Origin of the sequence: Shinella fusca (genome assembly GCF_014203155.1) — a bacterium.
In the GTDB taxonomy this organism is placed as follows: domain Bacteria; phylum Pseudomonadota; class Alphaproteobacteria; order Rhizobiales; family Rhizobiaceae; genus Shinella; species Shinella fusca.
The window spans coordinates 1-20864 of sequence record NZ_JACHIK010000021.1 but is presented as its reverse complement, the minus strand read 5'-3'; the positions used below and the strand labels follow the sequence as shown (position 1 = coordinate 20864).

General features: G+C 66.7%; 22 protein-coding genes. 10 read left to right on the top strand and 12 right to left on the bottom strand.

Annotated features, from left to right (window positions below):
• Positions 1 to 12 precede the first annotated feature (12 nt).
• Genes sdhA through sdhC form a run of 3 tightly spaced genes read right to left on the bottom strand, consistent with a single transcriptional unit; the run spans position 13 to position 2644 of the window.
• A complete protein-coding gene (gene sdhA, locus HNQ66_RS20895) occupies positions 13 to 1854 on the bottom strand; it encodes a succinate dehydrogenase flavoprotein subunit (RefSeq protein WP_184146388.1) in 1842 nt (613 codons plus the stop codon).
• Positions 1855 to 1860: 6 nt separating this feature from the next.
• Positions 1861 to 2241, bottom strand: a complete 381-nt coding sequence (gene sdhD / locus HNQ66_RS20890; RefSeq protein WP_184146386.1) for a succinate dehydrogenase, hydrophobic membrane anchor protein — start codon at positions 2239 to 2241, stop codon at positions 1861 to 1863.
• A gap of 10 nt (positions 2242 to 2251) precedes the next feature.
• Entirely contained in the window at positions 2252 to 2644 is a 393-nt protein-coding gene (gene sdhC / locus HNQ66_RS20885; protein WP_184146384.1) for a succinate dehydrogenase, cytochrome b556 subunit, read from the bottom strand.
• A 368-nt stretch (positions 2645 to 3012) separates the two neighbouring features.
• On the opposite strand from sdhC, the gene HNQ66_RS20880 reads away from it, so the two are divergent.
• On the top strand, positions 3013 to 3369 hold the full coding sequence (locus HNQ66_RS20880) for a hypothetical protein (RefSeq protein ID WP_184146382.1): 357 nt from the start codon (positions 3013 to 3015) through the stop codon (positions 3367 to 3369).
• On the opposite strand, the gene HNQ66_RS20875 is transcribed toward HNQ66_RS20880, so the two are convergent.
• The 5 genes from HNQ66_RS20875 to tsaD are packed head-to-tail and all read right to left on the bottom strand — an operon-like array spanning position 3350 to position 6846.
• Complete coding sequence (locus HNQ66_RS20875; protein WP_184146380.1) at positions 3350 to 4006, bottom strand: 50S ribosomal protein L11 methyltransferase; 657 nt, start codon at positions 4004 to 4006, stop codon at positions 3350 to 3352. The two genes, HNQ66_RS20880 and HNQ66_RS20875, sit on opposite strands and share 20 nt — an antisense overlap.
• A 10-nt stretch (positions 4007 to 4016) precedes the next feature.
• On the bottom strand, positions 4017 to 4448 hold the full coding sequence (locus HNQ66_RS20870; RefSeq protein WP_184146378.1) for an EVE domain-containing protein: 432 nt from the start codon (positions 4446 to 4448) through the stop codon (positions 4017 to 4019).
• 6 nt (positions 4449 to 4454) lie between these two features.
• The gene (locus HNQ66_RS20865) at positions 4455 to 4748 is read right to left on the bottom strand and encodes a YciI-like protein (protein ID WP_184146376.1); all 294 of its coding nucleotides are present in this window, start codon (positions 4746 to 4748) and stop codon (positions 4455 to 4457) included.
• Between the two features lie 20 nt (positions 4749 to 4768).
• Entirely contained in the window at positions 4769 to 5755 is a 987-nt protein-coding gene (locus HNQ66_RS20860; protein WP_184146374.1) for an NAD(P)H-dependent glycerol-3-phosphate dehydrogenase, read from the bottom strand.
• A complete protein-coding gene (gene tsaD / locus HNQ66_RS20855) occupies positions 5752 to 6846 on the bottom strand; it encodes a tRNA (adenosine(37)-N6)-threonylcarbamoyltransferase complex transferase subunit TsaD (RefSeq protein WP_184146372.1) in 1095 nt (364 codons plus the stop codon). Before tsaD ends, HNQ66_RS20860 begins: the two co-directional genes overlap by 4 nt.
• Before the next feature lie 73 nt (positions 6847 to 6919).
• On the opposite strand from tsaD, the gene hemC reads away from it, so the two are divergent.
• The 7 genes from hemC to HNQ66_RS20820 all read left to right on the top strand — a co-directional run bounded on the left by hemC (position 6920) and on the right by HNQ66_RS20820 (position 13133).
• The gene (gene hemC / locus HNQ66_RS20850) at positions 6920 to 7849 is read left to right on the top strand and encodes a hydroxymethylbilane synthase (RefSeq protein WP_184146370.1); all 930 of its coding nucleotides are present in this window, start codon (positions 6920 to 6922) and stop codon (positions 7847 to 7849) included.
• Between the two features lie 3 nt (positions 7850 to 7852).
• Positions 7853 to 8566, top strand: coding sequence for a uroporphyrinogen-III synthase (locus HNQ66_RS20845; RefSeq protein ID WP_184146368.1), 714 nt, complete (start codon positions 7853 to 7855; stop codon positions 8564 to 8566).
• A gap of 98 nt (positions 8567 to 8664) precedes the next feature.
• Positions 8665 to 9882, top strand: a complete 1218-nt coding sequence (locus tag HNQ66_RS20840) for a COG4223 family protein (protein ID WP_184146366.1) — start codon at positions 8665 to 8667, stop codon at positions 9880 to 9882.
• A gap of 12 nt (positions 9883 to 9894) precedes the next feature.
• Positions 9895 to 11493, top strand: coding sequence for a heme biosynthesis protein HemY (locus HNQ66_RS20835; protein WP_184146364.1), 1599 nt, complete (start codon positions 9895 to 9897; stop codon positions 11491 to 11493).
• 28 nt (positions 11494 to 11521) lie between these two features.
• On the top strand, positions 11522 to 12010 hold the full coding sequence (locus tag HNQ66_RS20830; RefSeq protein ID WP_184146362.1) for a tellurite resistance TerB family protein: 489 nt from the start codon (positions 11522 to 11524) through the stop codon (positions 12008 to 12010).
• A 3-nt stretch (positions 12011 to 12013) separates the two neighbouring features.
• Positions 12014 to 12730 (top strand): glutamine amidotransferase, encoded by a 717-nt coding sequence (locus HNQ66_RS20825; RefSeq protein WP_184146360.1) that lies wholly within the window; start codon positions 12014 to 12016, stop codon positions 12728 to 12730.
• Between the two features lie 112 nt (positions 12731 to 12842).
• A complete protein-coding gene (locus tag HNQ66_RS20820) occupies positions 12843 to 13133 on the top strand; it encodes a YggT family protein (protein ID WP_184146358.1) in 291 nt (96 codons plus the stop codon).
• A gap of 76 nt (positions 13134 to 13209) precedes the next feature.
• Here HNQ66_RS20820 and ppa read toward each other — a convergent pair whose 3' ends face one another.
• Positions 13210 to 13743, bottom strand: coding sequence for an inorganic diphosphatase (ppa, locus tag HNQ66_RS20815; protein WP_184146357.1), 534 nt, complete (start codon positions 13741 to 13743; stop codon positions 13210 to 13212).
• Positions 13744 to 13872: 129 nt separating this feature from the next.
• Between ppa and HNQ66_RS20810 the strand changes: the two genes are divergently transcribed.
• Positions 13873 to 14487 (top strand): hypothetical protein, encoded by a 615-nt coding sequence (locus tag HNQ66_RS20810; protein ID WP_184146355.1) that lies wholly within the window; start codon positions 13873 to 13875, stop codon positions 14485 to 14487.
• A 3-nt stretch (positions 14488 to 14490) separates the two neighbouring features.
• Here the strand turns inward: HNQ66_RS20810 and HNQ66_RS20805 are convergent, their stop codons facing one another.
• The 3 genes from HNQ66_RS20805 to HNQ66_RS20795 form a co-directional block, all read right to left on the bottom strand.
• Positions 14491 to 14997, bottom strand: a complete 507-nt coding sequence (locus HNQ66_RS20805) for a GNAT family N-acetyltransferase (protein WP_184146353.1) — start codon at positions 14995 to 14997, stop codon at positions 14491 to 14493.
• A gap of 204 nt (positions 14998 to 15201) precedes the next feature.
• A complete protein-coding gene (gene typA / locus HNQ66_RS20800; protein WP_184146351.1) occupies positions 15202 to 17031 on the bottom strand; it encodes a translational GTPase TypA in 1830 nt (609 codons plus the stop codon).
• Positions 17032 to 17181: 150 nt separating this feature from the next.
• The gene (locus HNQ66_RS20795; protein ID WP_184146349.1) at positions 17182 to 19242 is read right to left on the bottom strand and encodes a M3 family metallopeptidase; all 2061 of its coding nucleotides are present in this window, start codon (positions 19240 to 19242) and stop codon (positions 17182 to 17184) included.
• 177 nt (positions 19243 to 19419) lie between these two features.
• On the opposite strand from HNQ66_RS20795, the gene HNQ66_RS20790 reads away from it, so the two are divergent.
• Positions 19420 to 20718 carry a DUF475 domain-containing protein gene (locus HNQ66_RS20790; protein WP_210308846.1) on the top strand — a complete coding sequence of 433 codons (1299 nt, stop codon included), beginning with the start codon at positions 19420 to 19422 and terminating at the stop codon, positions 20716 to 20718.
• Positions 20719 to 20864: the final 146 nt, after the last annotated feature.

The following is a 20864-nucleotide window of genomic DNA, read 5'->3' as shown; positions in this document are numbered from 1 at the left end:
TTCTCCTCGATATCAGTAGACGCGAGCCTTGGGCTCGATCTTCTTGGGATCGATCCCGTCGGCGATGAGTTCGGTGTGCACCGGGCGATAGTCGAGCTTCACGTCGCCCGCCGCGTTCACCCAGGCGAGCGTGTGCTTGCGCCAGTTGACGTCGTCGCGGCCGGCGAAGGGGCCGTCGACATAGTCCTCGCGGGCATGCGAGCCACGGCTTTCCTTGCGGGCTTCGGCGCCGTAGACGGTGGCGATGGCGTTGGCCATCAGGTTTTCCAGCTCCAGCGTCTCGACGAGGTCGGAGTTCCAGATCATCGAGCGGTCGGTGACCTTGATGTCCGGCAGTTCCTTCCAGATTTCCGTCATGCGCTTGCAGCCGCTTTCCAGCGATTCCTGCGTGCGGAACACGGCCGCGTCTTCCTGCATGGTGCGCTGCATCTTGTCGCGCAGCACCGCCGTCGGCGTGCTGCCCTTGGCGAAGCGCAGGCCGTCAAAGCGGTCCATGATCCTGTCGCAGGCGGCAATGTCGAGCGCCGGGACAGCCTCGTTGCGGTCGATCACCTGGCCGGCGCGGATGGCGGCGGCCCGGCCGAAGACCACGAGGTCGATCAGCGAGTTGGAGCCGAGGCGGTTGGCGCCATGCACCGAGGCGCAGCCGGCTTCGCCGACGGCCATCAGGCCGGGCGCCAGGCGCTCGGGGTTCTGGCTATCGGCGTTCAGCACCTCGCCCCAGAAGTTCGTCGGAATGCCGCCCATGTTGTAGTGGACGGTCGGCAGGACCGGGATCGGCTCGCGCGTCACGTCGACGCCGGCGAAGATCTTCGCGCTCTCGGAAATGCCCGGCAGGCGCTCGTGCAGGACGGCCGGATCGAGATGGTCGAGGTGGAGATAGATGTGGTCCTTGTTCTTGCCGACGCCGCGGCCTTCGCGGATTTCCATCGTCATGCAGCGCGAGACGACGTCGCGCGAGGCAAGGTCCTTGGCCGACGGCGCATAGCGCTCCATGAAGCGCTCGCCCTCGGAGTTGACGAGATAGCCGCCCTCGCCGCGCGCGCCCTCGGTGATGAGGCAGCCCGCGCCGTAGATGCCGGTCGGGTGGAACTGCACGAACTCCATGTCCTGCAGCGGCAGGCCGGCGCGGGCGATCATGCCGCCGCCGTCGCCCGTGCAGGTATGCGCGGAGGTGGCCGAGAAATAGGCGCGGCCGTAGCCGCCCGTCGCCAGCACCACCATCTTGGCGGCGAAGCGGTGGATCGTGCCGTCGTCGAGGTTCCAGGCGACGACGCCGGTGCAGCGCCCGTCGGCCGACATGATGAGGTCGAGCGCGAAATACTCGATGAAGAATTCCGCGTTGTTCCTCAGCGACTGGCCGTAGAGCGTGTGGAGGATGGCGTGGCCGGTGCGGTCGGCGGCGGCGCAGGTGCGCTGCACCGGCGGGCCTTCGCCGTAGTTCTGCATGTGGCCGCCGAACGGCCGCTGGTAGATCTTGCCTTCGGCGTTGCGCGAGAAGGGCACGCCGTAATGCTCGAGCTCGTAGACCGCCTTCGGCGCTTCCATGGCGAGATACTGCATGGCGTCGACGTCGCCGAGCCAGTCGGAGCCCTTGACGGTGTCGTAGAGGTGCCACTGCCAGCAGTCCGGCGTCATGTTCTGCAGCGAGGCGGCGATGCCGCCCTGCGCGGCGACGGTATGCGAGCGCGTCGGGAAGACCTTGGTGATGCAGGCAGTCTTGAGGCCCTGCTCTGCCATGCCGAGCGTCGCGCGAAGGCCCGCGCCGCCGGCGCCGACGACGATCACGTCGAAGGAATGGTCGACATACTGATAGGCCTTGCCGTTGGCCGCCGGGGAGGAGATCGCTGCCATGATGGATTATCCTGCGAAGGCGATTTTGAGGACGGCGAAGAGACAGAGCCCGCCGACCAGGATCGCGAAGAAGGTGTTGAGCATGAGAAGCGCGATCTTCACGCCTTCGCCATGCACGTAGTCCTCGATGATGACCTGCATGCCGAGCTTCATGTGATAGAGGCCCGACACGACGACGAGGCCCATGATCACGGCGACGATCGGATGCGAGAGCGCCGCCGTCACTTCCGCGTAGGAGGCGCCGTTATAGCAGATGAGGAAACCGACGAAGAAGAGAAGCAGCGGGACGTTGGCGACGGCCGTCAGGCGCTGGCGCCAGAAATGCTCCGTGCCGTCCTTTGCCGAGCCGAGGCCGCGGACCTTGCCGAGGGGAGTGCGCATGTCCATGGTTGTCTCCTCAGCGTGCCAGGTAGCCGGCGATCCAGATCAGCACCGTCAGGGCGACGGAAACGACCGGGGTCAGAAGGGCGAGCCGGGTGGAAAAATGCTTCTCGTAGCCGCGGCCCATGTCCCACATGAAATGGCGCAGCCCCCCGAGCATGTGGTGCATCAGCGCCCAGGTGTAGCCGAAGAGGATGAGGCGGCCGACGAGCGTGCCGAAGAACCAGTTCACCCAGTCGAAATAGGCTTCGCCCGTTGCCGCCGCGATCAGCCACCAGGCGACGAGGACGGTGCCGAAATAGAGCGCGGCCCCGGTAATGCGGTGCACGATGGACATGACCATCGTCGGGATCGGCTTGTAGACCTGGAGATGCGGCGAGAGCGGCCGGCTTCGAGTGACATTCGCCATCTGAACCTCACGGAACCCCGGAGAGCAAAAACTGGACGAATTTTCTCCGGAATTGCAGTATGTTGTGCACAATGCAGTGATTGCGACGTTTAATCACCGGAAAGCGGAACCACAAGTCTCATTGCGGTGCAAAATGAATTTAATCGATTAAACGCGCCCGGCGGACGACACCCGTCCGAGCCGCCGGCCGCGCGTTAACGATAAGTGCGGAATTCCCAATCGAATCCGTGACTTTCGCCCCCGCGCGACCCATCTTGCCGTTAAGGATTTGTTAAGTGTAATCCGGAAGGCAGGACAGAATGACTCTGTTATCAGCGTATCGTGCGACCAAAGTCTTATGGCTTGCGGTCGTGCTTGCGGCAGGCGGCATGACGGCCGCAGACGCCGGCGGCCGGCGCCATCACCACCAGCACGACCATTCCGCCCGGCTGCGGTATGTTCCCCATCTCGACAACGCCTTCGGCGGGCGGGCCGGCAGCGTGCTTCGCTACGGCGGCAACCATGACCGGCAGGCACGCGACCGCAATTTCTACGGCGGCGCCTTCACCGCCTATCGCGACAGCGGCGGCAGCCTCTATTTCTATGCCGACGAGGATGGCGTGATCGCGCGGTCCGAACGGCGCACGCGCCGGACATGGGGCGGACCGAAGATCATCACCGTGACGCCCGGCAATTACGGCTGCTCATGGGAAGCCGGCGTCTGCGTCATCCGGCCGCGCTGGTGAACCGCCACACCGTCGTCTTCTTGACCTCGCTGTCCTCCAGCGCCCGCGTCACCGGCACCTGGTAGGTCGCAAGCGCCTCCATGCGCTCGCGCGGGCAATAGGCGCGGCCGGGATCGCCGACGAGCACCGTGGCACCGCGCGCGGCAAGCGCTGAGAACCACGGGACGATCGCATCGGCGAAGGCGCGGTCGTAGAAGACGTCGCCGGCCAGCACCACGTCCCATCCCCCGTCGCGGCCCAGCATATCTTCGCCGGTGTAATCGAGCGTGACGCCGTTGAGCCCGGTGTTCAGCCGGATCGCCGTTCCGCTCCACGGATCGATATCCGCCGCCAGCACCGCCGAGGCGCCGGCCATTCGCGCCGCGATGCCGACAAGGCCGGAGCCGCTGGCGAAATCGAGCACCGTCCTTCCGGCGACGAGGCCGGGATGGTCGAGCACATGGCGGGCGAGCCCCTGCCCGCCGGCCCAGGCAAAGGCCCAGAAGGGCGGCGGCAGGCCGATCTCTTCCAGTTCCTCCTCGGTCTTCAGCCAAAGGTCATGCGCCTCCGTAGCGAGCCGCAGCCGCACCTCCGGCACATGCGGCGGGCAAAGCACGCCGGTGTTCTTTCGGATGAAGACCTCGGGGTCCGTTCTCACGCCGGCAGCATCAGCGCGGCGGGTTGTCGAGGCCGCCCATGCGGCAGACCTCGATCCACTCTTCCTCCGTCACCGGCTGCACGGAAAGGCGCATGGAGGTGACGAGCGACATGTTGGAGAGCGCCGGGTTGGCCTTGATCTCCTTCAGCGAGACGGGCCGCGGCATGTCGCGCACGGCGCGGATGTCGACGCAGTCCCAGCGCGGGTCCTCGCCGGCCGTGGAATCGGGATGCGACAGGCCGCAGACCTCAGTGATGCCGACGATCTCCAGCCCCTCGTTGGAGTGGTAGAAGAAGCCCTTGTCGCCGATCTGCATGGCCCGCATGTTGTTGCGCGCCTGGTAGTTGCGCACGCCGTCCCATTCCTCGCCGGCCTCGCCCTTCGACTTGAGCTTTTCCCAGGAGAACTTGAAGGGCTCGGACTTGTAGAGCCAGTATGCCATATGAAATCAGGCCTCCGGCTTGTTGAAGACCCAGTTCCAGGCCCTCACCTCGACATTCGCGAAAAGGCCGGCCTTGGCGTAGGGATCGTTCCCGGCGATCTGCCGCGCCTCTTCGATCGTCTCGGCCTCGACCACGACGAGGCTGCCGACCGACTTGCCGTCGCCGTCGAGGAAGGGGCCGGCAAAGCCGAGCTTGCCGTCCGCATTGAGCGCATTGAGGTAGGCGAGATGCTCCGGGCGGGTGTCGAGGCGTATCTGGAGCGCGCCGGGCTTGTCCTGGCAGATGAATGCGAAATGCATGGGACGATCCTTTCCTTCCGTCATTCCTGGGTGATCGGGCGCGTCATAAGCTGCCCGATGGCGGTCTTCACGTCGAGCGTGCCGTCGATGATGCGGGCGACGGCATCGGTGATCGGCATGTCGATGCCCTTCTGCGCGGCGACGGTCGAGGCGACCGAGGCGGCGAAGGCGCCTTCGACAAGGTCGCCCGACCAGCCGCGCGCATCGCCTTCCCGGCCGAGCGCGATGCCGAAGCGCAGGTTGCGCGACTGGTGGCTCGTGCCGGTGAGAACAAGGTCGCCGAGGCCGGAAAGCCCCGTCACCGTCGCCCCGTCGCCGCCATGGGCGGCGATGAAGCGCGACAGCTCCGCAAGTCCGCGCGAGATGAGCGCCGCACGCGCCGAATCGCCGAGCCGCGCGCCCTCGATGATGCCGCAGGCGATCGCCAGCACGTTCTTCAGCGCGCCGCCGAGCTGGACGCCGATCCTATCCGTCGAGGGATAGAGCCGGAAGGTCGGGCCGGACAGCGCCAGCGCCAGCGCCGCACCGATCTCCGCCGTGCGCGCGGCGATCACCATCGCCGTCGGCAGGCCCTTGGCGATATCGGCGGCGAAGCCGGGGCCGGAGAGCACGGCGATCTCGCGGCCGGGCAATTCCTCCTCCAGCACGTCCGTCAGCAGGCGGCCGCTTTCCTTTTCCATGCCCTTGGCGCAGATCACCACCGCCGTGCCCGGCGCCAGCAGCGGCGCGAGGCTGCGCGCGGCCATGCGCTGCGCCTGCGAGGGCATGGCGAAGAGCACGATGCCGGCGCCCCGCACCGCTTCCGCATCGGCGCTGTAGGCGAGCGTTTGCGGCAGGTCGATGCCGGGCAGGACCTTCTCGTTGCGCCGCGTCGCCCGCAGGGTTTCGACGACGTCGGCATTGCGGCCGATCAGCGTGACATCGCCGCCGCTGGCGGCCGCGACGCTTGCCAGCGCCGTTCCGAACGCACCCGCGCCGACGACGGCGATCCGCGAACTGACCGTCATGCCTTGGCCCCCCGCTTGCCCGAGCCGAGGAGCGTCGCCGCCTCGCGGTCGAGCGGCCAGCGCGAGCGCGGCGCCACGGCAAGGTCGTCCGGCGCAAAGCCGGCGGCCATGCGCTCCAGCCCCGCCCAGGCGATCATCGAGGCATTGTCCGTGCAAAGCGCGAGCGGCGGCGCGACGAAGCGGAAACGGTTCTTGTCGCAAAGCGCCTGCAGCGTCGAGCGCAGCTCGGCATTGGCCGCCACGCCGCCGGCAACGACAAGCGCCGGCGCTTCGCTATCCGGATAGAGAGCTCTGAACCGCTCCAGCCCGCGGCCGATGCGGTCCTTCATCGTGCGCGAGACGGCGCGCTGGAAGGAGGCACAGATGTCGGCGATATCCTGCTCCGTTACCGGCTCGATGGACTGCGCGGCCTGCCGCACCGCGGTCTTGAGGCCGGAAAAGGAGAAATCGAGCCGCGCCTCGCCGACGAGCGGGCGCGGGAAGGTGAAGCGTTCGGGATTGCCGGCCTTCGCCATGCGCTCGACCGCCGGCCCGCCGGGATAAGGCAGGCCGAGGAGCTTTGCCGTCTTGTCGAAGGCTTCGCCGAGCGCATCGTCGATGGTCGTGCCCCAGCGCTCGTAGTCGTCGACGCCGCGCACCAGCACGAGCTGGGTATGACCGCCGGAGACGAGCAGCATGAGATAGGGGAAGGAGAGCCCGTCCGTCAGCCGCGCCGTCAGCGCATGGCCTTCGAGATGGTTGACGGCATAGAGCGGCTTGCCGGTCGCCCGCGCGATGGCCTTGCCCGTCATCAGCCCGACGATGAGCCCGCCGATCAGCCCCGGCCCGCTCGTCGCGGCGATCGCGTCAATGTCCTCAAGCGATTTCCCCGCGCGCAGGAGCGCCTCGGAGATCAGGCTGTCCAGCGCCTCGACATGGGCGCGCGCCGCGATCTCCGGCACCACGCCGCCATAGGCGCTGTGCTCCTCCAGCTGGCTCAGGACCACCTCGCCGAGGATCTCGCCCCGGCCCTCGACGTTGCGCGAAACGACGGAGGCGGCGGTCTCGTCGCAGCTCGTTTCGATGCCGAGAATGGTCAGGTGGGGCGACATGAAGCACTTGGATCGATTGCGGGCGGCCGTAAAGCCGGTTACGAGACATCCCGGTAACAATGGATCAGGGCGGATGCAAACAAAACCTTTCAGGATCGGCACGCGCGGCAGCCCGCTGGCGCTCGCCCAGGCCCACGAGACCCGCGCGCGCCTGATGGCGGCGCACGGCCTGCCGGAGGAGATGTTCGAGATCGTCGTGCTGTCGACCAAGGGCGACCGCATCACCGACCGCTCGCTGGCGCTGATCGGCGGCAAGGGCCTGTTCACCGAGGAGATCGAGGCGCAGCTTTCCTCCGGCGAACTCGATTTCGCCGTGCATTCCTCCAAGGACATGCCGACGAAGCTGCCGGAGGGCCTCTACCTCTCGGCCTTCCTGCCGCGCGAGGACGTGCGCGACGCCTTCATCGGCCGCACCGCAAAGCGCCTCCTCGACCTGCCTCAAGGCGCGACGGTCGGCTCGGCATCGTTGCGCCGCCAGGCGCTCATCCGGCGGCTTCGGCCGGATCTCAATGTCATCGTCTTCCGCGGCCAGGTCGATACCCGCCTCGGCAAGCTCGCCGAAGGCCAGGCGGATGCGACGCTGCTCGCCTATGCCGGCCTGAAACGCCTCGGCAAGGAGGACGTGCCGACGGAGATTCTCGATCCCGCCATCTTCCCGCCCGCGCCGGCGCAAGGGGCGATCTGTATCGAGAGCCGCGTCGGCGACGCGCGCATGGATGCCCTTCTGTCGGCCATCGACGACCGCGCGACCCGCGCCGCCGTCTCCTGCGAACGCGGCTTCCTCGCCACGCTCGACGGCTCCTGTCGAACGCCCATCGCCGGTTACGCGACCGTCGAGGGCGACCACCTCTCCTTCCGCGGCATGATCCTGACGCCGGACGGCAGCCGCTTCCACGAGATCGCGGCGAGCGGTCCGGCCGCAAACGCCGCAGCGCTCGGCGAAGAGGCCGGCGCGGCGATCCGCGCCAGGGCCGGAGCGGATTTCTTCGCAAGCTGGGGCTGACCCATGCGCGTCCTCGTCCTCCGCCCCGAGCCTGCGGCGAACCGCACCGCCGGAAAGCTCGCCGCGCTCGGACACGAGGCCGTGCGCCTACCCTTGTCGAAGGCCGAACACGACGTCGCGGCGGTGAAAGCCGCACTCACGAAGCCTCATGCGGCCATCGCCATCACCAGCGCGGAGGCCGCCCGCCTCCTCGCCGGGATCGGTGAGAACCTTGCGCCGCACCGACAGCCCCCCCTCTTCGCCGTTGGTGAAGCTTCGGCAGAAGCTGCCCGCCGCGCCGGTTTCCGCACCGTTGTCGCGGGCGGCGGCGATGGGGAAAGCCTTGCCGAAACCATCCTCGCCCATACCCGGCCGGACGGCGCGATCCTCTATCTTGCCGGCTCTCCGCGCGCGCCGGGCTTCGAGCACCGGATGAAAGAGGCAAGCATTCCCTTCCGCACCGCCGAGGCCTACCGCATGGTGCCGCTCGCCCCCTCGCCGGCCGAGATCGAGGCCGCGCTTCTTGCGCCCGTGCCGGATGCCGTGCTCCTCTATTCGCGCGAAAGCGCCCGCGCCTTCTTTGCCCTCGCCCCGCTTGCCGAAGCGCCGGAGCGCTTTCTTGCGATGCGCCTCCTGTGCATGAGTGCGAATGTCGCAGCCGCCGTGCCGGAATCCTTTACGGCAAGGGCCGCCATTGCCGCCGCTCCCGACGAGGAAAGCCTGCTTGCCCTTCTCTAAGCGCAAGTCCCGGCGGAGGAATTTGCCGCAAGGGTCTTTCCCTCTCTGCCATCCCTGTCTACGTTTAATGCAATGCACATGAACGCGAGGAGGTCGCCATGGAACCGGAAACCCCGTCCCGTCGAAAGAAGGCCGGCGAAGAGCCCGTGACGATCGACCTCGAAGCCGTTCCGCCCTCCGCCAGCAACGAGGCGCTCGCCGCCGGGGAAGCCGTGCCGGAATCCGAGGCTGCGGAAACGCCCGCCGCCGAAACCGCCGCCGCGGAAACGCCCGAGGAACCCTTCGAGGAAAAGCAGGAGCCGCTGGAACCCGCCCGCCCTGCCTACGAGGAGCCGACCCGCGCCGAGACACCGCCACCCACGCAGCGCGGCGGCAATGCCGGCCCGCTGGCCGCCGGCATCCTCGGCGGCCTGATCGCCCTTCTCGGCGCCGGCAGCCTGCAATATGGCGGCTACCTCCCCGCGCTCGGCCCCGAGCGGGCCGGCGACGACAGCGCGGTAACCGCCCTTTCCAACGAGGTCGCGGCCCTGAAGACGCGCCTTTCCGATCAGGCAGGCCCGGTCGACCTCCAGCCCATCGAAACGCGCCTTGCCGCCCTGGAACAATCCGCGGGAAGCGCGAAGGACGCGGCCCCGTCCGAAGCCTCCGAAAAGCTGGAAGCCGACGTTACCCGGCTGACGACCGAGCTTGCCGCGCTGCGCGAGGCCGTCGCCCGCACGAACGACGCCGTCACCAGCACGGAGAGCGAGCTGACCGAGCGCATCGCCGCCGCCGAGGAGAAGCTTGAGGCGCCGAGCGACGTTTCCATGGCCCGGGCCGTTGCCGCGAGCGCCTTGAAGACCGCCATCGACCGCGGCGGCCCCTATCTCGCCGAGCTGGAAGCCTTCGCCAGCGTCGCACCCGACGATCCCTCCGTGGCGGGCCTTCGCGAACATGCCGCCGTGGGCGTGCCGTCCCGTTCCGATCTCGTGCGCGATTTCGACGGCGCGGCCGACAATATCCTCGATGCCGTGCACCAGCCGGAGGGCGACCAGGGCATCATCAACCGGCTGATGGCGAGCGCCGCCTCTGCGATCCGCGTGCGCCCGGTCGGCAGCATCGAGGGCGACACGCCCGAGGCGATCGTCGCCCGCATCGAGAACAAGCTGCAGAACGGCGATTTCAAGGGTGCCGCCATCGAATGGCAGGCGCTGCCGGAAAAGGGCAAGGCCGCTGCCGCGGACTACAAGAACAAGCTCGACGCGCGCGTTCGCGTGGAAGAGCTGGTGGGCGCCGCGGTTTCCGGCGCCATGACGAATGCCGCAAGGCAGGGCTGAGGAGAAGGCTTCATGATACGCATTCTGGTCTTCGCGCTCTTCGTCCTTGCCCTGGCCGGGGGCTTTGCCTGGCTGGCGGACCGGCCCGGCGAACTCTCCATCATCTGGCAGGGCCAGCGCGCCGACATGAGCCTGATGGTGGCCGCGACGCTCATCGTCTCGCTCATCGTCGCCATCATGCTCTGCTGGTGGCTGGTCCGCGTGATCTGGACCTCGCCGCATTCGATCCAGCGCTATTTCCGCGCCCGCAAGCGCGACCGCGGCTATCAGGCGCTCTCCACCGGCCTCATCGCCGCCGGCGCCGGTGACGCCGCCGGCGCAAGAAAGATGCTCGGCCGCACCAGGGGGCTTCTCAGCGCCGACCAGGAACCGCTCATCCACCTCCTCGAAGCGCAGGCCGCGATGATCGAGGGCCGCTACGACGACGCGCGCAAGAAATTCGAGCTGATGGCCGACGACCCGGAGACGCGGGAGCTCGGCCTGCGCGGCCTCTATCTCGAGGCCCGCCGTCTCGGCGCCAACGAGGCCGCCCGGCAATATGCCGAGCGCGCCGCCGAAAAGGCCCCGCAGCTCCCCTGGGCGACGGAAGCCGCGCTCGAATACCGCTCCGAGGCCGGCGACTGGGACGAGGCGCTGAAACTCCTCGGCGACGGCCGCTCCGGCTCAACGGAGGAGAAGAAGGCCTATGCCCGCCGCAAGGCCGTGCTGCTCACCGCCCGCGCCGCCGAAAAGCTCGACGCAGACCCGAAGGGCGCACGCGAGGATGCACATCAGGCCCTGAAGCTCGACGAGAATTTCGTGCCGGCCGGCCTCATCGAGGCGAAGGCGTATTTGCGCGAGGACAACCTGCGCAAGGCTGCCTCCATTCTCGAAAGGCTCTGGAAGGCGACGGCCCATGGCGACGTGGCGCGACTCTACGTGCGCGCCCGCAGCGGCGATTCGGCCGCCGACCGCCTGAAGCGCGCGGAGAAGCTGGAGGCGATGCGCCCCAACAATGCCGAGGCGCTCTATGCCGTCGCCGAGGCCGCGCTGGAGACGCGCGACTTTACCCTTGCCCGCGCCAAGGCGGAGGCCGCCGCGCGCCTTGCCCCGCGCGAAAGCGCCTTCCTGCTGCTCGCCGACATCGAGGACGCCGAGACGGGCGACCAGGGCCGCATCCGCCACTGGATGAACCAGGCGCTGAAGGCCCCGCGCGATCCCGCCTGGACCGCCGACGGTATCACGTCACCGGAATGGCGCGCCGTCTCGCCCGTCACCGGCCGGCTCGACGCCTTCGAATGGAAGACGCCGGTCAGCGAGTTGCAGGGGCCGATCGAGGAAGGCTCCGCCAATACGGTGGACGAGGCCATCCGCACCCTGCCGCCCATCGTCATCGAGACGCGGCCCGCCGTGAAGGCGGAGAAGGTCGAGACCGTCAAGGCCGAGCCGCCGGTCGTCGTTACGGCCGCTGCCGAGCCCGTCCCGGCAAAGGCCGAAACGCCGCAGAAGGCGGATGCCGTCCCGGCGGGAAGCGAGGAAGAGGAACGCCCCTTCTACGGCCTGCCGGACGATCCGGGCGTCAAGGCCGGCGCCGTCCGGCGGGACGATACGAGCAGCTTCAAATTGTTCTGAAGATTTCAAGGGACGGGGCGCATCACCGATGTTCGAACGCTTGCAGCATTTCCTGGCGAGCCTTTCCGGCGACGACAAGCCCGCCTTCGCCGCCGACGATCCGCGCGTTGCCGTCATGGCGCTCTGCATCCAGGTGATGGAGGCGGACGGCAAGGTGCTGGACGTGGAGAAGCAGGCGCTGCGCACCAGCTTCCGCGAATTCTACGGCGGCGTGGATGAGGCGGAGCTGGACGCGCTCGTCGCGGCCGGCAGCGACGCCGAGAGCGAGGCGATCGATTTCTTCCGCTTCACCTCGGAGCTGAAGCGCCAGCTCACGGAGGAGCAGCGCATCGGCCTCATCGGCCTTCTTTGGGAGATCGTCTATGCGGACGGCGACCGCAGCGAGATGGAGGATCACGCCATCTGGCGCATCGCCGACCTTCTCGGCGTGTCGGGCCGCGAACGCATCATGAAACGGCAGGAAGTGGCCGGACGCATCGGCGCGGCGGCCGGGCAGGAGCCGCCGAAGGACGGTTGAGCCATGCTTGATTTCCCGCGCAAGGCACATCGCAGGCGGCCCGTCCTCATCGTCCTGCACCAGGAAACCTCCAGCCCCGGGCGCGTCGGCCACATCCTCCAGGCGATGGGCCACGCGCTGGACATCCGCCGCCCGGTGCTCGGCGACCCGCTGCCGGAAACGCTGGAACACCATGCCGGCGCCGTCGTCTTCGGCGGGCCGATGAGCGCCAACGACACCGAGCCCTATGTACGCCGGGAGATCGACTGGCTTTCCCTGCCGCTGAAGGAGAACCGCCCCTTCCTCGGCATCTGCCTCGGCGCACAGATGCTCGTGCGCCATCTCGGCGGCACGGTGCGCAGCCACGAGGAGGGCTGGGCGGAGATCGGCTGGTATCCGCTGAAGGCGACGGAGGCGGGCGCGGCCCTCATGGCCTGGCCGGACATGGTCTACCAGTTCCACCGCGAGGGCTTCGACCTGCCGAGGGACGCGACGCTGCTCGCCACCGGCCAGCACTACGAGAACCAGGCCTTCCGCTACGGCGAGAATGCCTGGGGCATCCAGTTCCACGGCGAACTGACGCTCGCCATGATGCACCGCTGGGTCGTACGCGGCGCACACCGCTTCGAGCTGCCGGGCGCACAGGTCGGCCGCGCCCATCTCGACGGCCGCCTCCTGCACGATGCGGCGCTCCGGCTCTGGATGACGGCCTTCCTCGACCGCATCTTCCACGCGGGCTGAGGGGTAAAATCGCCCCCGTCGTTAAACATGTTGCCGCCCCGCCCCGGCTGCGGCCTTGCTGGCCGGGCCGGCAATGGCTACATGTCAGCACGAAAACCAATCGGAGACGCCAATGATAGCGGTCATCAACACCCTATTGTTCATCATCAACATCGCGTGGTTCCTGGTGATCGCTTCGGCGATCTTCTCCTGGCTCTACGCCTTCAATGTCATCAACGCGAACAATCAGGTTATCGCCACCATCGGCCGCTCGCTCTACCAGCTGACCGAGCCGGTCTATCGCCCGATCCGCCGCGTGCTGCCGAATTTCGGCGGCGTCGACCTGTCGCCGCTCGTCGTGCTCGTCATCCTGTTCTTCCTCGAACAGGTCATCCGCACGGTCCTCGCGCCCGCGATCCTCTGATCACCCGCGCGATCCCAAAGAAAAACCCTCCGGACCGAGCGGGCCGGAGGGTTTTGTCATTTCAGGCGGATAATGCTTACTTCGATGCCTTGTAGCGATCGACGGCTTCGACGATCATCCTCTTGGCGACGGTAACGTCCTGCCAGCCGGCGATCTTCACCCACTTGCCGGGCTCCAGATCCTTGTAGTGCGAGAAGAAGTGCTCGATCTGCTTAAGCGTGATTTCCGGCAGGTCGGTGTAGTTCTCGACCTTGTCGTAGCGGCGCGTCAGCTTCGGCACCGGCACGGCGATGATCTTCTCATCCTTGCCGCCGTCGTCTTCCATCACCAGAACGCCGATCGGGCGCACGTTGATCACGCAGCCCGGAACGAGCGGGCGGGTGTTGGCGATGAGGACGTCGATCGGGTCGCCGTCTTCCGAGAGCGTGTGCGGCACGAAGCCGTAATTGCCCGGATAGGTCATCGGCGTATAAAGGAAGCGATCGACGACGAGCGCGCCGGCTTCCTTGTCCATTTCGTACTTGATCGGCTGGCCGCCGACCGGCACCTCGACAATGACGTTCACGTCGTCCGGCGGGTTCTTGCCAACGGAAATCGCATCGATACGCATGGGGGCTCCTGAAGTGCGGTTGATTGCGGGCTTCCTAATGCGAATCCCGTTGCAGCGCAACATGACTTTCGGCCGAGGCCGAATAGACCGCCGCCGCGCGCCGTTTCCGAAAGACCGGAGGAAGCCCCGATGAAGCCGATGTCCTTCTTTCTCGCCCTCCTGATCGCCGCTGCCGCGGCGACGGCCGGCAGGGCCAATGAAAGCGCCTATAGCGAGCGCGACCTCGACGCCTGCAAGACGCTTTCGCAGGAAGAGGAGGGCGCGAGCGTCACCTTGGAATGCGCGGGCTACAAGGACCTTGCGATCTATTTCAAGGAGGGCGACCTGCGCCAGAGCCAGGCCTACGGGCCGATCGGCAAGGCCTGGCTCGACGAGGCCTTCGAGAGCTTCGGCCCGTTCAACCACTCCAACGCCACGGTCGAATGGCGGCTCGATGCCGGGGGCGTGCCCTTCGCCACCATCGTCCGCTGGTTCGTATCGGACCCGGAAACGACGAGCGATACCAACACGCGCTACGGCCAGATCCTCGTCGTCTCGACGGTCGCAACGGCAGAAAACCCGACGAGCTGCGTCGTCGGCTATGTCGATGCGCTGGAGAACAGGGACGCCAACACGCTCGCCCGGAAGGCGGCGGACGAGAACGCCCGGGATTTCGCCTGCGGCCTCAACGAGCCGCAATGGCACGGCGCGCGGGGAAAGCTTGCGGGCGAGCCGATGCGCTCCCTGCCGCATGCGATGGAATGAGCCTCAGGACCAGACGAAACCGATCTTCTTGAGTTCCTTTTCGCCGAAATTCTCCATGCCCTCGGCAATGTCGCGCCCGCCGGAGGAGCGGAAGAAGCGATAGGCATGCTCGCTGTCTTCCAGGCACCAGACGATCAGCCCGTTGCAGCCGAGCGACTTCAGCAGCCGCCGTGCCTCGCCGAAAAGCAGCCGGCCGAGGCCGATGCCCTGGTATTCGGGGCGCAGGTAGATCTCGTAGATCTCGCCTTCCTGCGGCAGCGCGCGGGCCCGGTTGAGGCCGAGCGTGGCATAACCCGCCACCGTGCCGGCAACGTCGAGCACCAGCAGCGTTGCTGAACCGCGCGTCGCCTTGCGCCACCAGGCCTCGCCGCGGCGGTCGACCATCTGGTTGAGCGGCTTGTGCGGAATGAGGCCGCCATAGGCCTGCAGCCACGACACCCGGTGCGTTTCGGATATCGCGCGCGCGTCCTGCGGCTCGGCCCGCCGCACATCGATCGACAGTGTCTTCATAACACGACTCATATTCCGGTGCCGATTCCACCGGAATCCCGTCAAAGGCGAGGGCTTCCTTTGCCCACAGGCGAGTTCCGGGCGGCACCGGAAAAAGTTAACGCTTTTTTAACAAACGTCACAAGCCGCAAAAACTGGCACACACATGAAAAACCCCGGCGCGGTGGCCGGGGTTCGACATGTATCGTTTCGGAAAGGAAGCGCTCAGGCCACGCTGGCGGCGCGCTGCTTTTCGAATCGCTTGCGGTCGTTCGGGTCGAGATAGAGCTTGCGCAGGCGGATCGACTTCGGCGTCACTTCGACGAGTTCGTCGTCCTGGATCCAGGACAGCGCGCGCTCCAGCGTCATCTTGATCGGCGGCGTCAGGCGGACGGCTTCGTCCTTGCCGGCGGCGCGGATGTTGGTGAGCTTCTTGCCCTTGAGCACGTTCACTTCGAGGTCGTTGTCGCGCGTGTGGATGCCGACGATCATGCCCATATAGACCTTCTCGCCCGCGTCGATGACCATCGGGCCGCGGTCTTCAAGGTTGAAGAGCGCGTAGGCGACGGCCTCGCCCGCTTCGTTGGAGAGCAGCACGCCGTTGACGCGCCCGCCGATCTCACCCTTGTAGGGCTGGTAGTCGTGGAACAGGCGGTTCATGATCGCCGTGCCGCGCGTATCCGTCAGAAGCTCCGACTGGTAGCCGATGAGACCGCGGGTCGGGGCGAAGAAGACGAGGCGGACGCGGTTGCCGCCGGACGGGCGCAGCTCGACCATCTCGGCCTTGCGCTCGGACATCTTCTGCACGACGACGCCGGAATGCTCCTCGTCGACGTCGATGACGACTTCCTCGATCGGCTCCAGCATCTGGCCGGTCGCCTCGTCCTTGTGCATGACGACGCGCGGACGCGAGACGGCAAGCTCGAAGCCTTCGCGGCGCATGGTCTCGATGAGGACGGCGAGCTGCAGTTCGCCGCGGCCGGAGACGAAGAACGAATCCTTGTCGCCCGATTCCTCGATCTTCAGCGCCACGTTGCCTTCGGCCTCCTTGAAGAGGCGGTCACGGATGACGCGGCTCGTGACCTTGTCGCCTTCCGTGCCGGCGAGCGGCGAGTCGTTGACGATGAAGGACATGGTGACGGTCGGCGGGTCGATCGGCTGGGCCTTCAGGGCTTCGGTAACGGAAGGATCGCAGAACGTGTCGGCGACCGTGCCCTTGGTGAGGCCGGCGATGGCGACGATGTCGCCCGCATGGGCTTCCTCGATCGCTGTGCGCTCGATGCCGCGGAAGGCGAGGATCTTGGAGATGCGGCCGTTTTCGATAAGCTGGCCGTCCTGACCGAGGACCTTGACGGTCTGGTTCGGCTTGATCGAGCCGGAATGGATACGGCCGGTGATGATGCGGCCGAGGAAGGGGTTGGCTTCGAGGATCGTGCCGATCATGCGGAACGGGCCTTCGGCGACCTTCGGCTCGGGAACGTGCTTCAGCACGAGGTCGAGCAGCGGCGCCATGCCTTCGTCCTGCGGGCCTTCCGGGTTGACGTTCATCCAGCCGTTGCGGCCCGAACCGTAGAGGATCGGGAAATCGAGCTGCTCGTCGGTAGCGTCGAGATTGGCGAAGAGGTCGAAGACCTCGTTCAGCACTTCCTCGTGGCGGCCGTCCGGGCGGTCGATCTTGTTGATGGCGACGATGGGCTTGAGGCCGACCTTGAGGGCCTTGCCGACCACGAACTTGGTCTGCGGCATCGGGCCTTCCGACGAGTCGACGAGGACGATGGCGCCGTCCACCATCGAGAGGATGCGCTCCACCTCGCCGCCGAAGTCGGCGTGGCCGGGCGTGTCGACGATGTTGATGCGGACACCCTTCCACTCGACCGAGGTCGCCTTGGCGAGGATGGTGATGCCGCGTTCCTTTTCGATGTCGTTCGAGTCCATCACGCGTTCGGCGACGCGCTGGTTTTCACGGAACGAGCCGGATTGCTTCAGAAGCTCGTCGACCAGCGTGGTCTTGCCATGGTCGACGTGCGCGATGATCGCGATATTGCGGATGGACATTGTATAATCTCTGAGGTTCAGGGGCGCGCGCAAAACGAGGGCGCCGTCTTCAATGGCCGGGCTCATACATGTTTTTGCGCAAATGCGAAAGGGGCGGGCCGCAACTCTGTTGCCAGCCCGGCGCACGGCTCGGCGGAAGGACGGCGGCCTTCAGGCCGCCAGGCCCTTCTTCTCCAGCATCGCCTCCGGGCTTGGCAGCTTGCCGCGGAAGGCCTTGTAGGCGTCCTCCGGGTCCACCGAGCCGCCGACGGAATAGATATAGGTCTTCAGCCGCGCGGCCATTTCCGGGCTGAAGGCGTCGCCCGTCTCCGTGAAGGCGGCGAAAGCGTCGGCGTCCAGCACCTCCGACCACATGTAGGAATAGTAGCCGGCCGAATAGCCGTCGCCGGAAAAGACGTGCTGGAAGTGCGGCGTCGCGTGGCGCATGACGATGGATTGCGGCAGGCCGATCCTTTCGAGCACCTCCGCCTGCACCGCCATCGGATCGTCCACCGGACCCTGCGTATGGAACGCCATGTCGACCAGCGCCGAGGAAGTGAACTCCACCGTCGCAAAGCCCGAATTGAACGTGCGTGCGGCCAGCACCTTGTCGAGCAGCGCCTGCGGCATCGTCTCGCCCGTCCGGTCGTGCACGGCATAGCGCGTCAGGATCTCCGGCACCGTCAGCCAGTGCTCGTAGAGCTGCGAGGGCAGTTCCACGAAGTCGCGCGAAACGCCGGTACCCGAGACCGACGGATAGGTGACGTTGGAGAGCATGCCGTGCAGCGCATGGCCGAACTCGTGGAAGAGCGTGCGCGCATCGTCGAGCGACAGAAGCGCCGGCTTGCCTTCGGCGGGCTTTGCGAAGTTGCAGACATTGTAGACGATCGGAATCTCGCCGACGGAGCCGTTCGGCAGCGGCAGGCGGTGCTGGCTCTGGTAGGAGCTCATCCAGGCGCCGGAGCGCTTGGAGGCGCGCGCGAAATAATCGCCGAGGAACATGGCGACGAGCCTGTCCTCCCGGTCGCGGATCTCGAAGACCCGCACGTCCGGGTGATAGACCGGCACGCCCGTCTTCTCGACCGCGCGGATGCCGAACAGGCGCTCGGCGACGTCGAAGCAGGCCTCGATGATCTTTTCGAGCTGGAGATAGGGCTTCAGTTCCGCCTCGGAGAAATCGAATTTCTTCGCCCGCAGCTTTTCCGCGTAGTAGCGCCAGTCCCAGGGCATGACGTCGTGGTTGCGGCCCTCCTCGGCAATCAGCGCGGCAAGCTCCGCCTCCTCCTCGCGCGCCCGCGCCACGGCCTTTTCCCAGACCTGCATCAGGAGCCCGTTCACCGCCTCCGGCGTCTTCGCCATGGTGTTGTCGAGTTTCAGCGCGGCGAAATTTTCATAGCCGAGCAGGCCGGCCTTTTCCGAGCGCAGCGCCAGCGTTTCCTTCACGATGCCGCGATTGTCCGTCTCGCCGCCGTTCGCCCCGCGCGCCACCCAGGCGCGGAAGGCCTGCTCGCGCAGGTCCCGGCGGGCGGAGAAGGTGAGGAACGGCTCGATGATCGAGCGCGACAGCGTCACGGCATAGCGCCCGTCATGCCCGCGCTCGCGCGCGGCGGCCGCCATGGCGTCCTTCAGGAAATCCGGCAGGCCGTCGAGCGCCTCGCCCTCGTCGAGGAAGAGCGCCCAGTCCTTCTCGTCGGCAAGCACGTTCTGGCCGAATTTCGCGCCGAGCCCGGCGAGCCGCTCGTTGATCGCCGAAAGCCGCTCCTGCTCGGGCTTTGCCAGCTTGGCGCCGGACTTGACGAAACCCTTCCAGTGCCGTTCCAGCACCCGCGTCTGCTCCAGCGAGAGGTTCAGCGCCGCACGGCCCTCCCACAACGCATCGATGCGTGCAAAGAGCGCCGCATTGGTGCCGATCTTCGAGTAATGCCGCGACATCTTCGGCGCGATCTCGCGCTCCAGCGCCTGGATCGTATCGTTGGTGTTGGCGCCGGCCCGGCTCCAGAAGAGGGCCGAGACGCGCGACAGCGCGTCGCCCGCGATCTCCAGCGCGACGACGGTATTCTCGAAGGTCGGCGCCTCGGGATTGTTCGCAATCGCGTCGATCTCCGCCTCGTGGGCCGCGAGCGCCGCATCGAAGGCGGCCGCGAAGGCCTCGTCCTTCACCAGATCGAAACGCGGCAGGCCGCCCGGGCCGCTCCACTCGACGAGGGCGGGATCGATACGGGTTTCGGCCATGATGCGTCCTTTCCGGCAAATCAGCGTGCGCCGAATATAGGAACGGACGGGGGCCCTGGTACAGGGCGCCGGCATAAAAAGTGGAACAGAAAGCCGCATGCCGCGTTGCACGGGCTGCGGCACCCTGCCTCTTGACGCGGAGGGCGACTTCGGTGAAAACATCGGCCACCGCGGCCTTTGACATCGGTTGCCGCGGTGAACCCTGGTGCCGGGCCCCTCTGGCGAGAGTTTTTACGGCGCTCTCGTGATGTCGGTACCGCCAGCAATGAGCCGGCGGATTCAAACGCACATGAACATCCTGACCATGCCTCACCCGCATGCCCGTCGTGGTATGCGCAATCTCACGTCCCTTACCTCCGGCATGGAGGTGCGGTCGTGACCAACAACGGCAAATCCACCCTCTCCTATTTCACCTGGGCCTTCATCGTCACCGCCATCGGCCTGGTGCTCGGCGGCTGGCTCGGCTGGCAGTCGACCGGGACGCTTGCCGGCATGGCGAGCGTCTTCTTCATCTGCACCGTGCTCGCGGTGCTGGAGATCTCGCTTTCCTTCGACAACGCCATCGTGAACGCCAACAAGCTCAAGGACATGACGCCGGTGTGGCAGCACCGCTTCCTGACCTGGGGCATCATCATCGCCGTCTTCGGCATGCGCATCGTCTTCCCTCTTCTGATCGTCGTCATCGCGGCCGGCATCGGCCCGGTCGATGCCCTCGTGCTTGCCGCGCGGGAGCCGCAGGAATACGCGCGCATCATGAACGAGGCGCACCTGCCCATCGCCGCCTTCGGCGGCACCTTCCTGATGATGGTCGGCCTCACCTACTTCTTCAACCATGAGAAGGAGGTGCACTGGATCGGCTTCATCGAGAAGCACATGGCGCGCTCGGCGACCGTCAAGGGCATCGAGATCGCCTTTGTCCTCGCCCTCATCCTCGTCTTCTCGAACCTTCTGGAGGGCGAGGCGTCGAACACCTTCGTCCACGCGGCCGTCTACGGCCTCCTCACCTTCCTTGCGGTGGAGGTCGTCGGCGGCCTGCTCGACGCCTCACAGAAGGCGATGTCGGAAGCGGCCAAGGGCGGCCTCGGCGCCTTCATCTATCTGGAGGTGCTGGACGCCAGCTTCTCCTTTGACGGCGTGATCGGCGCCTTCGCGCTGACGCAGAACCTCTTCGTCATCGCCATCGGCCTCGGCATCGGCGCCATGTATGTGCGCTCAATGACGATCATGCTCGTCGACAAGGGCACGCTCGCCGAATACCGCTACCTGGAGCACGGCGCGTTCTATGCGATCCTGATCCTCTCGGTCGTCATGTACTGCCAGACGCTGGTGCACATCCCCGAGGTCATCACCGGCCTCGGCGGCGCAACGCTGATCGGCATCTCCCTCTGGTCCTCGATCCGCCACAACCGGCGGGAACGGACGCTGGGCGACCACGCCGGCAACCGCGTCGCAACGCAGCTCGGCGAGAAGGCCTGACAACGAGCCGGCCGCTCCGGCGGCCGGCACGCCTCGAAACCGTCCTTCTCTCTCCGTCATCCTCGGGCTTGTGTGGATGAGATGTGGTTTACTTGCTTGCATCGGCCGGGATGCGCATCCCGGCCGATGCAGGCAGGTGGCCGTTC